Below are 13,339 nucleotides of genomic sequence, written 5' to 3'. Positions count from 1 at the left end.
TCACGTGACTGTCACTACCCGCAACCATGATTGGTGAAATGTACTGACAGGGGTCGTCACGGGGAGTAGCGAAGTGGTATGGCGCACTTTTTGCCCCATAGGCCCCTTCTTGTGCGGGCGATCCCGCATACTGATACGGGCCCTCGCGCTTCGGGGCGTCTCGGCTAGCATGCTTCGCATCATGCGTTTCGGGCTGCTTCTCCTTAGCTGCCGCGGCGAGGGCCTGTAATCGAGGCCGACCCCCTCCCCGCGGAGTTTTGGCGTTCCGCCGTCGGCCGTCCTTCAGGACCCGCCTTCGAGGAGCCCCCGCATCATGGCGAACCGCCAGCAGCCCACCTCCATGCCGATCCACAAGTACGGCCAGTACGACCAGGTCGACATCCCCGACCGCACCTGGCCCGACAACCGGATCACCGTCGCCCCTCGCTGGCTCTCCACCGACCTGCGTGACGGCAATCAGGCCCTGATCGACCCGATGTCGCCCGAGCGCAAGCGCCGGATGTTCGACCAGCTGGTCAAGATGGGCTACAAGGAGATCGAGGTCGGCTTCCCGGCCTCCGGTCAGACCGACTTCGACTTCGTACGCTCCATCGTCGAGGAGCCCGGAGCCATCCCCGACGACGTCACCATCTCCGTACTGACCCAGGCCCGCGAGGACCTGATCGAGCGGACCGTGGAGTCCCTGAAGGGCGCCAAGCGCGCCACGGTCCACCTGTACAACGCCACCGCGCCCGTCTTCCGCCGGGTCGTCTTCCGCGGCTCCAAGGACGAGATCAAGCAGATCGCCGTCGACGGCACGCGGCTGGTCATGGAGTACGCGGAGAAACTGCTGGGCGCGGAGACCGAGTTCGGCTACCAGTACAGCCCGGAGATCTTCACCGACACCGAGCTGGACTTCGCGCTGGAGGTCTGCGAAGCGGTCATGGACGTCTGGCAGCCCGGCCCGGGCCGCGAGATCATCCTCAACCTGCCCGCCACCGTGGAGCGTTCGACGCCGTCCACGCACGCGGACCGCTTCGAGTGGATGAGCCGCAACCTCTCCCGCCGCGAGCACGTCTGCGTCTCGGTCCACCCGCACAACGACCGCGGCACCGCCGTCGCCGCCGCCGAGCTGGCGCTGATGGCCGGCGCCGACCGGGTCGAGGGCTGCCTGTTCGGGCAGGGCGAGCGCACCGGCAACGTCGACCTGGTCACCCTGGGCATGAACCTGTTCTCGCAGGGCGTCGACCCGCAGATCGACTTCTCCGACATCGACGAGATCCGTCGTACGTGGGAGTACTGCAACCAGATGGAGGTCCACCCGCGCCACCCGTACGTGGGCGACCTGGTCTACACGTCCTTCTCCGGCTCCCACCAGGACGCCATCAAGAAGGGCTTCGACGCCATGGAGGCCGACGCGGCCGCGAAGGGCGTCACCGTCGACGACATCGAGTGGGCCGTGCCGTACCTGCCGATCGACCCGAAGGACGTCGGCCGTTCCTACGAGGCCGTCATCCGGGTCAACTCGCAGTCCGGCAAGGGCGGTATCGCCTACGTCCTGAAGAACGACCACAAGCTGGACCTGCCGCGCCGGATGCAGATCGAGTTCTCCAAGCTCATCCAGGCGAAGACGGACGCCGAGGGTGGCGAGGTCACCGGCGACGCCATCTGGGCGACCTTCCAGGACGAGTACCTGCCCAACCCCGAGAACCCGTGGGGCCGCATCCAGGTCACCAACGGGCAGTCGACGACGGACAAGGACGGCGTGGACACCCTCACCGTCGAGGCCGAGGTGGACGGCGTCGAGACCACGCTGGTCGGCACCGGCAACGGTCCGATCTCCGCGTTCTTCCACGCGCTGCAGGGCATCGGGATCGACGCCCGCCTGCTGGACTACCAGGAGCACACGATGAGCGAGGGTGCCTCCGCGCAGGCCGCCTCGTACATCGAATGCGCGATCGACGGCAAGGTCATCTGGGGAATCGGCATCGATGCGAACACGACACGTGCGTCGCTGAAGGCGGTCGTCTCCGCCGTCAACCGCGCGGCACGCTGATCAGCCTCACCAGCGGTTTAGGGCCCCGTTCGCCTGTTGTACGGCGGGCGGGGCCCCGTCGTATACCGGCCAATCCCTGTGGAGGTCACGGAAAGGTCTCCTCCGGGGTACTGACTCCACCTCACGGATGTGGCTAACATCACGCAAGCGCGGCGATGTTGCCGCGGGGTTACGGAGGTGCGACGTGCTGCCAGGACGGGGACGAACCGGCTCTGCTGCCAGGCATGCGCGCCTCCTGGGCACCCGTACCGCGTGGACGACCGTCGGCGACGGCGAATTCTTCTGCCCCGGCTGCGGCGGCGACCGCAACTACCAGCGGCTGACCGGGCGCCGCCGTTTCACCCTCCTCGGCATGCCGCTCGTCCCGCGTGGCGAGACCGGCCCGGTCGTCGAGTGCGCCGCCTGCCGCGATCACTTCGGCACCGAGGTCCTCGACCATCCGACCACCACCCGCTTCTCCGCGATGCTCCGCGACGCCGTCCACACCGTCGCCCTCGCGGTGCTCGCCGCGGGCGGCACCTGCTCCCGCACGGCCCTGGAGATGGCCGCCGCGACGGTCCGGGCGGCCGGCTTCGACGACTGCACCGAGGACCAGCTGGAGGCCCTGGTCGAGGCCCTCGCCGCCGACACCGGCCGGTTCTACGACCGCCCCTGCGGAACGGGCCTCGCCATAGAGCTCCACGAGGCCCTCGACCCGCTGGCCCCGCACCTCGCCCCGGCCGGCCGCGAATCGATCCTGGTCCAGGGCGCTCGTATCGCGCTCGCCGACGGCCCCTACACCCCCGCCGAACGCGACGCCCTCACCACCGTGGGTGCCGCGCTGACCATCTGCGCGGACGACGTGACCCGACTGCTGGCGGCGGCCCGCACACCGTCGTAGACCACCGCGGTCCGCCGCGGTCCGTCGCCGTGTGCCCGCCGTTACTCCCCGGGGAGTAGTCCCGGCCCGCCGTCACCCCGGGCAGTACTCCCCACCTCGTCCTCCCGCCCGACGAGTTGCCCCCGCCGCGCCGGAAGTCTGGAACCTGACCGGACACCGACCGGAGGGGAGGCCTGTCACATGGGGGCCGCAAGAGCTTGGACATCGAGGCACCGACGGAGCGTGCCGTGGCTCGTGCTCGGACTGTGGGTCGTCGTGCTGGCGATCGCGTCGCCGTTCGCGGCGAAACTGGCGGACGTCCAACGAGACCGGGCGGTGGACTATCTGCCGGCCAGTGCCGACTCCACGCAGGTGGCCAAGATCCAGGAACGGCTGCCCGGCGGGGCGGCCACCGAGATGGTGATCGTGTACCACCGCGACGGCGGGCTGACGGCGAAGGACAGGGCCACCGCGGCCGAGCAGCTGGAGCGGATCGCGGGGGCGCACCGGCTCACCGGTGAGCCGCGGGGCGTACCGTCCGAGGACGGGACCACGGTCATGTACCCGGTCGCCAGCACCGAGCCGGGGACGGACGAAAAGGCCCGCGACGCGCTGGTGGGCGACGTACGGGACATCGCCAGGGGCGCGGACGGACTGAGCGTCGACGTCGGCGGGGAGGGGGCGCTCGCCACCGACGCGAGCGAGGTCTACAACTCGCTCGGCGGGCCGCTGCTCTACACCACCGCCGCAGTGGTCGCGCTGCTGCTGATCCTGATCTACCGCAGCCCGTTCCTGTGGCTCGTGCCGCTCGCCGTCGCGGGCCTCGCCGACTACCTGTCGATGGGCGTCGCCTACGGGCTCAACCAGGGCTTCGGAACCTCCGTGTCCGGCCAGAGCTCCGGGATCATGACGATCCTCGTGTTCGGCGCGGGCACCGACTACGCGCTGCTGCTCGTCTCCCGCTACCGCGAGGAACTACGGCGCACCGAGCGGCCCTACGACGCCATGACCGCCGCCCTGCGCGGCTGCGGGCCGGCCGTGCTCGCCTCCTCCGGGACCGTCGCCGCCGGGCTGCTGTGCCTGCTCGCCGCCGACCTCAACAGCAGCCGCGGCATGGGGCCGCTCGGCACGGTGGGTGTGCTGTGCGCGCTCGTCGCCATGCTGACCCTGCTGCCCGCGCTCCTGGTGCTGCTCGGGCGGCGGGTGTTCTGGCCGCTCGTACCGCGCTACGGCAGTACGCCCAAGGCCCGCCGGTCGCTGTTCGCCGCGATGGGCAGCTCCGCCGGACGCCGGCCGCTGACCGTGCTCGCGGGTGGGGCCGTGCTGCTCGGCGCGCTGGCGCTGGGCGCGCTGAACCTGCCCGGCGGTCTCAAGCAGGGGGACTCCTTCACCAGCGAGCCCGACGCGGTCGCCGCCATGAAGACCCTGGCCGCCGCCTACCCCGGGCACGGCACCCAGCCGCTCACCGTCATCACGCCCACCGACCGCGCCGACGCCACCCTCGCCGAGGTCCGCCGCACCCCGGGTGTCGACAGCGCGGAGCGCGGCCGGGGCGGGGGAGGCTGGACGGAGCTCTCCGTCACCGCCGGCGCCCCGCCCCAGTCGGCGGGCGAGACCGCCACCATCGAGGCCCTGCGCGACCGGCTCGACGGCTCCTACGTCGGCGGGCCCAGCGCCGAACAGCTCGACCTGAGGGACACCAACGCCCGGGACCGTCTGATCGTCGTCCCGCTCGTCCTCGTCTCCGTCCTGCTGATCCTCGTCGTGCTGCTGCGCTCGCTCGTCGCGCCGCTGCTGCTGGTCGCCGCCGTGGTCGCGGTGTGGGGCGCGGCCCTCGGCATCGGAGGGCTCGTGTTCGGGCCGCTGTTCGGCTTCGAGGGCACGGACCCGGGACTGGGACTGCTGTCCTTCGTGTTCCTGGTGGCGCTGGGCGTCGACTACGGCATCTTCCTGATGCACCGGATGCGGGAGGAGTCCCTGAACGGCGCCGAACCGGTCGCCGCCGCGCTCACCGCGCTGCGCACGACGGGCGGGGTCATCGCCTCCGCCGGACTCGTCCTCGCCGCCACCTTCGCCGTGCTCACCAGCATGCCGCTCGTCCAACTCGTGGAGCTGGGCTTCGTCATCGCGGTGGGCGTGCTGCTCGACACGTTCCTCGTCCGTACCTACCTGGTCACCAGCGCGAGCGTGGCGCTGCGGCGGCGGGTGTGGTGGCCCGGAAGCCTGTCGCGGGAACCCGGGACGCCGGTACGGCCGGAACGCCAGCCGGAGCCGGTGTGAGCTCACACCCCCGCGGGGCGCCCCTCCCCTCCCGGAGGGGCGCCCGTGTGCCGCAGGATGAGCCGGTGCAGCAGACGACGAGAGCGAAAGCCCGCCCCCGCATCGGCGAGCGGATCATGGAGGCGATCAACCGCGACCCCCGCACCGCCCCGCACGGCACCCGCAACGACGCGCTGCTGACCGTGGCCCTCGCCGTCCTGGCCGTGTGCCTGGTGCTCCTCGGCAACGGGGACGGCCGCCCCGACGCACTCGACGAGGGCCACAGCCCGGGCGCCCTCGGCTGGACACTGCTGCTCGCCGCGCACGTTCCGCTCGTGTGGCGGCGTCGTCATCCGATGCTCGTCCTCGCCGCGGTGGTGGCGCTTGTCGTGCCTTACCACGCCTTCGACAACAACCACAACGGCCCCACACCGGCGGCCTTCGTCGCGCTCTACACGGTCGCCGTCACCGGCCGCCCCCTGCGCACGGTGCTGGCGGGGGCCACCGTCCTCGCCGTCTCCGTGAGCGCGATGCTCACCGTCGACACCAAACAGGCCCTCGAACTCCTGCGCATCTCCGGCTGGATCATCGCCGTCCTGCTGTGCGGCATCGACGTCCGCTACTACCGCCACTACGTCTCCTCCATCGTCGACCGCGCCGAGAAGGCCGAACGCACCCGCGAGGAGGAGGCCCGCCGCAGGGTCGCGGAGGAGCGGCTGCGGATCGCCCGGGACCTGCACGACCTGCTCGCGCACAGCATCACCCTCATCGGTGTGCAGACCTCCGTCGCCGCACACGTCCTGGCCGCCGACCCCGACCGTCTCGACCGGAAGACCGTCGCCAAGGCGCTCGACGACATCGCCGAGACCTGCCGCGGCGCACGCGGCGAACTCCGTACGACACTGGAGGTGCTGCGGGCGTCCGAACACGGCGAGTCCCGCGGCCCGTTGCCCGGCCTCGACGGGCTGACCGACCTGGTGGAGGCCGCGCGGCTCGCGGGCGCCCGGGTCGAGCCCGAGGTCCGCGTCCGGCAGGCTCCGCCCGCCGTGGGCGCCGCCGCCTACCGGATCGTGCAGGAGGCGCTGACCAACGCGGTCCGGCACGCCGGCCCCGAACCCGCCGTACGGGTCGAGCTGTACGAGGCCCGGGGCGCCCTGTGTCTGACGGTCACCGACGACGGCACCGGACCCACGCCGGGCACCGCCCCCGGCTACGGGCTGGTCGGAATGCGCGAGCGGGCCCGCAGCGTGGGTGGCACACTCGACGCCGGACCACGGGGCGGGGGCGGCTTCGAGGTGACCGCCGTACTTCCGCTGACCTCGACCACGCCCGAATGGGGGACCGGATGACCGTCCGGGTACTGCTCGCCGACGACCAGACCCTCGTACGGGAGGCGTTCGCGATGCTCGTCGAGTCGGCGCCGGACATGGAGGTGGTCGGACAGGCGGCCACCGGGCGGGAGGCCGTGCGGCTGGCCGGCGGCACACGGGCCGACCTCGTGGTGATGGACCTGCGGATGCCCGACCTCGACGGCATCGAGGCGACCCGGCTGATCGCCGCGAACGAGGACCTGGCCGGGGTGAGGGTGCTGGTCCTCACCACCTACGACACCGACGAGAACATCGTCGAGGCGCTGCGCGCCGGCGCTTCCGGGTTCCTGGTCAAGGACACCCGCCCGGCCGAACTTCTCGACGCGATCCGCACGGTGGCCGCCGGGGACGCGCTGCTGTCGCCCGGGCCCACCGCCCGGTTGATCGAGCGGTTCTTACGCAGCCCGTCCGCGCGGGTGGCCGGAGGCGGGCCCGGATGTCTGTCGCAGCGGGAGCGGGAGGTGCTCGCGCTGGTCGGGCGCGGACTCAACAACACGGAGATCGCCGAGCTGCTGGGGCTCAGTCCGCTGACCGCGAAGACCCACGTCAGCCGGATCATGGGGAAGCTGGGAGCGCGGGACCGGGCCCAACTGGTCGTCGTGGCCTACGAGTCGGGGGTGGTGACCCCGGGGAGCGTGTGACGGGGTGACGGCGCCCGGCCCGACCGGCTCCGGGGGCGCCGACCCCTGTGCGGCGCCCCCGGAGCTTCGCCTCACGGGAGGGTCTTCTCGTACGACGTGTCCTGGTCGGAGTCGTAGACCAGCGTGCCGGCGGCGTCGTAGCCCTTGAGCCGGGGTGCGCGGGTGACCTGCTGGTTCAGGGTGCCGGAGGCGACGAACCAGCCGTGGTCGAGGACGGCGTCGCCGGCGGCGTCGCCGTAGGAGACGGTCACCTTGGCCACGGACGGCTCGACCGTGCCGATCACACCCCAGCGGAACGGCAGCTTCCATCGGCCCTTGTCGAGGAACGACTGCTGGTACAGCTTGCCGCCGTTGATGTCGGCCAGCACGGGAGGGGAGTCCGGCCGCCGGTCATCGCCGACGCTGGTGTTGATCCCCGCGTCCTCGCCGGGCTTGACGTCGCAGATCAGCCGGGTCGGAGTCGGCTTCTCCCGCACGGCGACGACGAACATGCCGTCGCCGGGCGCGTTGGAGTCGCCGGTGCTGTTCATCGCCAGGATGATCCGGTAACGGTCGGCCTCGCCCAGGTCCATGCCGCCCATCCGGCCGGAGGCGTACTTGCGGCTGGAGGCGTACTCGCGGTCGTCGGCCAGACACTTCTCCAGCCCGTCCGAGGCCTGCGCCCACGTGATCCCGTCGAGCAGCTGCCCCGGCGTGGCGGGCCTAGCGGGACCGGTCGCAGTCGGCGAGGACGACGGCGGCGGTGTCGCCGTACGTGCGGCACTCGCCGACGGCTTCGAAGCCGTCGTCCGGGCGTCCCCGCCCGGCGCGCCCAGCGCGTACGCGCCCACCGGCACCGCGGCCAGCGTCACCAGCACCGCCCCGGCCGCCGCCACCCGGCGCCGCCGTTCGACCATGCCCCGGCGTCGGATCGCGGGGTACGGGGCCGGCGAGGGCCGGATCGTGTAGGCGTCCTCGGCGAGCAGCTCACGCACCTGTTCCTCGAAGTCCCCGCCGAGGTCCGCGTCGGCGGGGACCTCGCCGTCCTGTCCGCGCCACTGGTCGTCGTTCACCTGGTACCTCCCTGCCGGGACGGCATCTCTTCCTTGCCGGTGCGGGCGCGGCCGGATCCGTCCATGACCTGCGCGAGCCCCGGATACGCACGCAACTTCGCCAGCCCCTTGGACGCCTGGCTCTTCACCGTGCCGGTGGAGCAGCCGAGGACCTCGGCGACCTCCGCCCCCGACATGTCCTCCCAGTAGCGCAGGACGATCACCGCCCGCTGCTGGGGCGGCAGCCCGGCCAGCGCGCCGAACAGGGCGCTGCGCTCGTCGGCGTACGAGATCGCGTCGCGCGCCGCCACCTCCGGCGGCGCCGCCGTCAGTGCCTCCGTGACCCGCCGCTTGCGGAACCGGTCGCTGTTGCAGTTGACGAGCACCCGCCGGACGTACGCGTCCGGGTTGTCGCTGCGCGACACGCGCCGCCAGGAGCGGTACACCTTCGCCAGCGCCGTCTGCGTCAGATCCTCGGCGTGGTGCGCGTCGCCGGTCAGCAGATAGGCGGTCCGTACCAGACGGGACCACCGCGCTCTGACGAATTCCTGGAACCGTTCCTCTTGTTCGGCCTGCATCAAGCACCCTCCCCTCGCCCTCCAGACCACCGTTTCGGCGAATTCGGTTGCCCGGGATCCGGTACCGGGTTCGAATGGTTGCCGTGACGAGCGAAGCGGGCGGGGACAGCCGACAGGACCGGGAGCCGTGGGGCGAACGGGCCCCCGGTGTACTGCGGTTGCCGTCCGGGCGGCTGGTGCGGGGCCGGGGCCTGCGGCGTCCGCTCGCCCCGGGCGCGCCGACACCGTCGTACGGCGTCTACCTCCTCGGCAAGCGGCCGCCCGAGGTCGCCTGGGAGTCCCGCTGGATCCGCTGGCCCGACTTCCGGCTGCCGGCGGACCGGGACGCCGCCCAGGCGATGCTCACCGAGGCGTGGGCGCGGGCCGCCGACGAGCGCGTCGAACTCGCCTGCGGCGGCGGCCGTGGGCGTACGGGTACGGCGCTGGCGTGTCTCGCGGTCCTGGACGGCGCACCGCCGGAGCGGGCTGTCGCCTACGTCCGCGAGCACTACGACCGGCACGCGGTCGAGACGCCGTGGCAGGCGCGTTATGTCCGACGGTTCCGGAAGGGCTAGCCCTGCCGGTGCCCCTGACGCGGGGCGCCGTTCCGTAGCGGTACGAAGCGGACGGGGAGGCCCGGTGGGGCCTGGGCGGCGGCGGACAGATGGCTCTCCGGCACGACGCCGATGACGGGGTATCCGCCGGTGGTGGGGGAGTCGGCGAGGAAGAGCACGGGCTTGCCGTCGGGCGGCACCTGGACCGCGCCGAGCACCATGCCCTCGCTGGGGAGTTCGTCGTCCACCGCGCGTTCCAGGGCGGGTCCGTTCATCCGCAGGGCGATGCGGTTGCTGTTGGGGGACACGGAGAAGCGGCCCGCCGCGAGGGTGCGCACGGCGGCGGCGGTGAACCAGTCGTCGCGCGGGCCGAGCAGCACCGGGAGCACCAGTTCGCGCGGGGGCCCGTCCCACAGGGCCAGGTGGTGCGGGGGTGGGCCCGCGCCGTCCGGTTCGCCCAGGGGGAGGATGTCACCGTCCTTGAGGGGGGCGGGGCCCAGTCCGGACAGCAGGTCGGTGGAGCGGCTGCCGAGGACCGGGGACACGGCGACGCCTCCGCTCAGGGCCACGTAGCAGCGCAGGCCGAAGGTGGCGGTGCCCACGTCGAGCACCGCACCGGCCGGCAGGTGGACGGGGGTGCCCCAGGCGGCCGGCCGGCCGTCGCCGCGTACCGGGGCGGGTGCCCCGGTGACGGCCACGGTCACCGGCCGGGTGGCGCGTACGGCCACGCCTGTCAGGGTGGTCTCCAGGGTGGCGGCGTCGGCGGGGTTGCCCACCAGCCGGTTCGCCAGGCGGTGGGACGGCTGGTCCAGGGCGCCGGAGCGGGGTACGCCGAGTGCCGCGTGGCCGAACCGACCTTCGTCCTGGACGGTGGTCAGCGCACCGGCCCGCAGTACTTCCAGCTTGCCGTCACTCATGCGGTCCCCTCCTCTGCGAGAGGCACGAAACGCACTCGGGTCCCCGGTACGAGCAGGGCCGCCGGCTGCCGCTCCAGGTCCCACAGCGTCACCGAGGTCCTGCCGATCAACTGCCATCCGCCCGGCGAACTCCGGGGGTAGATGCCGGTGTAGTGACTGGCCAGGGCCACCGACCCGGCCGGCACCGAGGTGCGTGAGTCCGCCCGGCGCGGTACGACGTACGGCTCGCCCAGGCCCGTCATGTACGCGAATCCCGGGGCGAAACCGGAGAACGCCACCCGGTGTTCGGTGCCGCTGTGCACCCGTACCACCTCGTCCTCGCTCATGCCCCACAGTTCGGCCACCACGCCCAGGTCGGCCCCGTCGTACCGGACGGGTATCTCCACCAGTTCGCCGCTGCCCGCCGCCGGCGGGGGTGCGGACCAGTGGCGCAACTCCGCCTGGAAAGCGGGGAGATCGCGCACCCCGTACAGCAGGACGGTCTTCTCCCCGGGCACGATCTCCCGCACCGGCGCCAGGGCGCCCGCGCCGATGCGGCGCAGCAGTTCGGCGTGCCAGGCCTGCGCCTCGTCCGGTCCGTCCAGATCGACGAGCAGCGAGTCCTGCCCGACCGGCAGCAGTCTCATACGAACGCCTCCAGCCGGACTCCCGCGTCCCGCAGTGCCGTGCGGACCCGGAGCGCGAGGTCGACCGCGCCGGGGGTGTCGCCGTGCAGGCACAGCGACCTCGCTCGGATCTGTACCCGCTCACCGGTGAGCGCGGTGGTGTGGCCGTCGCGGGCCAGTGAGACCGCCTGCCAAACCACCTGATCGGGGTCACTGATCACGGCGCCCGGTGTGCCGCGCGGTACCAGGGTGGCCGCCGAGGTGTAGGCGCGGTCCGCGAAGGCCTCGGCGACCACGGGCAGCCCTTCTTCGGCGGCCGCTCGGTGCAGGGCCGAGCCGGGCAGGCACAGCACGGCCAGCCCGGAGTCGGCGCGCCTGGTGCCCTTCGCGACGGCGGCGGCCTGCTCGGGGTCGGCGACCACCCGGTTGTACAGCGCCCCGTGCGGCTTGACGTAGACGACGTCCGCCCCGGCGGCGCGGGCGAAGACCTGGAGGGCGCCGATCTGGTACGTGACCTCGTCGGCCAGTTCGTCGGCGGGGACGTTCATCGCCCGGCGCCCGAATCCGGCGAGGTCCCGGTAGGAGACCTGGGCTCCGATCCGCACTCCCCGCTCGACGGCCGTGTCACAGACCCGGCGCATGATGCCGGGATCGCCCGCGTGGAAGCCGCAGGCCACATTGGCGCTGGTCACCAGCTCCAGCATGGCCTCGTCGTCGGTGAGGACCCACCGTCCGTAGCCCTCCGCGAGATCCGCGTTGAGATCCATCACGACGTCTGTCATCCCTGGTGCCTGTTCTCCTCGCGACCGCACATGTTCCATACCCATCACCCGGCTCGCCTCACCCGACGCGGTAGTCGCTGTCCCGCGCGTCCGTGATCAGCATGTATCCGGGCGCGTGGGTGATGGCGAAGGGCGGCCGTGACGCCATCAGGGCGGCCTGCGGGGTGACGCCGCACGCCCAGAAGACCGGGACGTCGCCGGGCTCCGCCTCCACCGGGTCGCCGTAGTCGGGGCGGGCGAGGTCGTCGATGCCGAGGGCCGCGGGGTCTCCGGTGTGTACGGGCCCGCCGTGCACCGCGGGCATCCGTTCACTGACGCGGATCGCCGTGTCGACCAGGTCGGCCGGGATCTGGCGCATCGACACCACCATGGGGCCGTGCAGCCGACCCGCCGGCCGGCATGCGCGGGAGCTTCGGTACATCGCGACGTTGCGTCCCTGCTCGACGTGGCGCAGTGGTACGCCCGCCTCGGCCAGGGCGGTCTCGAAGGTGAAGCTGCATCCGATCAGGAACGTGACCAGGTCCTCGCGCCAGTGACCGACGACGTCGGTCGGCTCGTCGATCAGCCGGCCGTGCTCCCAGACGCGGTAGCGCGGCACGTCGGTCCGCAGGTCGGCGTCCGGGGCGAGCGCCGTGGACCACGAGCCGGGGTCCGTGACGTCGAGCACCGGACACGGCTTGGGGTTGCGCTGGCAGAACAGCAGCACGTCGTAGGCCCAGTCGGCGGGCACCGTGATCAGATTCGCCTGGGTGAAACCCCCGCACCACCCGGTGGTCGGCCGACTCGTGCCGCCTCGGAACAGTTCCCGGGCCTGAGCGGGGCTGAGGGCTGAGGGCTGAACAACGGTTTCCACCGGCGTTTCCTTTCGACAGGGGAAGCCAAGGACGAGTTACCCGTCCACAACGTCAGGCTAGAGTATTGTTGAACAATCCGACAAGAGCCGTGTTGTCTCATCCCCGACTTTTGGGTTGACTGGCCCCGGAGCATCACGACGGGGAGGACCAAGAAGATGGCTGCCGAACTGGATCCGGCCGTGCTGGTGGGGGATCGCGTCCTGCTGGGGCGCTCCAGCACCGCCGAGCGGGTCGCCGACATCCTGCGCACCCGCATCTCGGAGGGTCACCTCGCGCCGGGCAGCAAGCTCTCCGAGGACACCATCGGCAAAGCGCTCGGGATCTCGCGCAACACCCTCCGAGAGGCGTTCCGGCTGCTCACACACGAGAAGCTGCTGGTCCACGAACTCAACCGCGGCGTCTTCGTCCGGATGCTCACCGTCCAGGACATCAGCGACATCTATCAGGTGCGCCGGCTCATCGAGTGCTCGGTGGTCCGCCACCTGGGCAACCCGCCCTACGGCCTGGCCGGCGCCGAGGCCGCGGTCGCCGAGGCCGGACAGGCCGCCGAGGAAGGCGACTGGCTCCAGGTCGGTACCGCCAACACCCATTTCCACGGCGCGGTGGTGGCCCTCGGACAAAGCGACCGCCTGAACGAACTGATGCGTGGCGTGCTGGCCGAACTGCGCCTGGCCTTCCACGCGATGAGCGGTCTGCGTGACTTCCACGAGCCCTACCTGGTGCGCAACCGGGACATCCTCGCCGCCCTGAGAGCCGGGGCCACCGTGAAGGCGGAGCTCCTGCTCGCCGACTACCTCGACGACGCCGAGCGGGAACTCGTCCGGAAACACTCCGGGTTGGGCACGGCCGAAGAGGGCCAGGCCGGGTAGCGCCGG

At 72.0% G+C, this 13,339-nt stretch carries 13 protein-coding genes; 7 read left to right on the top strand and 6 right to left on the bottom strand.

Going from position 1 to position 13,339, the window contains the following annotated elements:
• Positions 1-313: 313 nt before the first annotated feature.
• The 5 genes from leuA (at position 314) to ABZ027_RS18975 (ending at position 7,164) form a co-directional block, all read left to right on the top strand.
• Positions 314-2,035, top strand: coding sequence for a 2-isopropylmalate synthase (gene leuA / locus ABZ027_RS18995; protein WP_356769669.1), 1,722 nt, complete (start codon positions 314-316; stop codon positions 2,033-2,035).
• A gap of 184 nt (positions 2,036-2,219) precedes the next feature.
• Entirely contained in the window at positions 2,220-2,915 is a 696-nt protein-coding gene (locus ABZ027_RS18990; protein WP_356769667.1) for a TerB family tellurite resistance protein, read from the top strand.
• A 180-nt stretch (positions 2,916-3,095) separates the two neighbouring features.
• Positions 3,096-5,174 carry an MMPL family transporter gene (locus ABZ027_RS18985; RefSeq protein WP_356769665.1) on the top strand — a complete coding sequence of 693 codons (2,079 nt, stop codon included), beginning with the start codon at positions 3,096-3,098 and terminating at the stop codon, positions 5,172-5,174.
• Positions 5,175-5,239: 65 nt separating this feature from the next.
• Positions 5,240-6,502 carry a sensor histidine kinase gene (locus ABZ027_RS18980; protein WP_356769664.1) on the top strand — a complete coding sequence of 421 codons (1,263 nt, stop codon included), beginning with the start codon at positions 5,240-5,242 and terminating at the stop codon, positions 6,500-6,502.
• Positions 6,499-7,164: a response regulator transcription factor gene (locus ABZ027_RS18975; protein ID WP_356769662.1), complete on the top strand. Its 666-nt coding sequence runs from the start codon at positions 6,499-6,501 to the stop codon at positions 7,162-7,164. The genes ABZ027_RS18980 and ABZ027_RS18975 overlap by 4 nt, the downstream gene beginning before the upstream one ends.
• A 71-nt stretch (positions 7,165-7,235) precedes the next feature.
• Here the strand turns inward: ABZ027_RS18975 and ABZ027_RS18970 are convergent, their stop codons facing one another.
• On the bottom strand, positions 7,236-8,216 hold the full coding sequence (locus ABZ027_RS18970) for a hypothetical protein (protein WP_356769660.1): 981 nt from the start codon (positions 8,214-8,216) through the stop codon (positions 7,236-7,238).
• Complete coding sequence (locus ABZ027_RS18965; RefSeq protein WP_356769658.1) at positions 8,213-8,773, bottom strand: SigE family RNA polymerase sigma factor; 561 nt, start codon at positions 8,771-8,773, stop codon at positions 8,213-8,215. Before ABZ027_RS18965 ends, ABZ027_RS18970 begins: the two co-directional genes overlap by 4 nt.
• Positions 8,774-8,856: 83 nt before the next feature.
• Between ABZ027_RS18965 and ABZ027_RS18960 the strand changes: the two genes are divergently transcribed.
• Entirely contained in the window at positions 8,857-9,327 is a 471-nt protein-coding gene (locus tag ABZ027_RS18960) for a protein phosphatase (RefSeq protein WP_356769656.1), read from the top strand.
• Here the strand turns inward: ABZ027_RS18960 and ABZ027_RS18955 are convergent.
• The 4 genes from ABZ027_RS18955 to ABZ027_RS18940 are packed head-to-tail and all read right to left on the bottom strand — an operon-like array spanning position 9,324 to position 12,463.
• Positions 9,324-10,223, bottom strand: a complete 900-nt coding sequence (locus tag ABZ027_RS18955; protein ID WP_356769654.1) for a biotin-dependent carboxyltransferase family protein — start codon at positions 10,221-10,223, stop codon at positions 9,324-9,326. The genes ABZ027_RS18960 and ABZ027_RS18955 overlap by 4 nt on opposite strands.
• Positions 10,220-10,849 carry an allophanate hydrolase subunit 1 gene (locus tag ABZ027_RS18950; RefSeq protein ID WP_356769652.1) on the bottom strand — a complete coding sequence of 210 codons (630 nt, stop codon included), beginning with the start codon at positions 10,847-10,849 and terminating at the stop codon, positions 10,220-10,222. The genes ABZ027_RS18955 and ABZ027_RS18950 overlap by 4 nt, the downstream gene beginning before the upstream one ends.
• Positions 10,846-11,610, bottom strand: coding sequence for a 5-oxoprolinase subunit PxpA (locus ABZ027_RS18945; RefSeq protein ID WP_356769650.1), 765 nt, complete (start codon positions 11,608-11,610; stop codon positions 10,846-10,848). The genes ABZ027_RS18950 and ABZ027_RS18945 overlap by 4 nt, the downstream gene beginning before the upstream one ends.
• A gap of 58 nt (positions 11,611-11,668) precedes the next feature.
• On the bottom strand, positions 11,669-12,463 hold the full coding sequence (locus tag ABZ027_RS18940) for a putative hydro-lyase (protein ID WP_356769648.1): 795 nt from the start codon (positions 12,461-12,463) through the stop codon (positions 11,669-11,671).
• Positions 12,464-12,619: 156 nt separating this feature from the next.
• Between ABZ027_RS18940 and ABZ027_RS18935 the strand changes: the two genes are divergently transcribed.
• Complete coding sequence (locus tag ABZ027_RS18935) at positions 12,620-13,333, top strand: GntR family transcriptional regulator (RefSeq protein WP_356769646.1); 714 nt, start codon at positions 12,620-12,622, stop codon at positions 13,331-13,333.
• The last annotated feature ends 6 nt before the right edge of the window (positions 13,334-13,339 follow it).

The sequence above is a fragment of the Streptomyces sp. NPDC006332 genome (genome assembly GCF_040612855.1).
Lineage (GTDB): Bacteria > Actinomycetota > Actinomycetes > Streptomycetales > Streptomycetaceae > Streptomyces.
The sequence above is the reverse complement of the archived record's forward strand: the minus strand, read 5'-3'. Positions and strand labels throughout refer to the sequence as shown.

What these genes read in the sequence shown, in the direction of transcription:
- ABZ027_RS18955 (WP_356769654.1), bottom strand. Translation starts at nt 10,223, where the DNA reads ATGAGTGACGGCAAGCTGGAAGTACTGCGGGCCGGTGCGCTGACCACC.
- ABZ027_RS18945 (WP_356769650.1), bottom strand. Translation starts at nt 11,610, where the DNA reads ATGACAGACGTCGTGATGGATCTCAACGCGGATCTCGCGGAGGGCTAC.
- ABZ027_RS18975 (WP_356769662.1), top strand. Translation starts at nt 6,499, where the DNA reads ATGACCGTCCGGGTACTGCTCGCCGACGACCAGACCCTCGTACGGGAG.
- ABZ027_RS18965 (WP_356769658.1), bottom strand. Translation starts at nt 8,773, where the DNA reads ATGCAGGCCGAACAAGAGGAACGGTTCCAGGAATTCGTCAGAGCGCGG.
- leuA (WP_356769669.1), top strand. Translation starts at nt 314, where the DNA reads ATGGCGAACCGCCAGCAGCCCACCTCCATGCCGATCCACAAGTACGGC.
- ABZ027_RS18935 (WP_356769646.1), top strand. Translation starts at nt 12,620, where the DNA reads ATGGCTGCCGAACTGGATCCGGCCGTGCTGGTGGGGGATCGCGTCCTG.
- ABZ027_RS18950 (WP_356769652.1), bottom strand. Translation starts at nt 10,849, where the DNA reads ATGAGACTGCTGCCGGTCGGGCAGGACTCGCTGCTCGTCGATCTGGAC.
- ABZ027_RS18985 (WP_356769665.1), top strand. Translation starts at nt 3,096, where the DNA reads ATGGGGGCCGCAAGAGCTTGGACATCGAGGCACCGACGGAGCGTGCCG.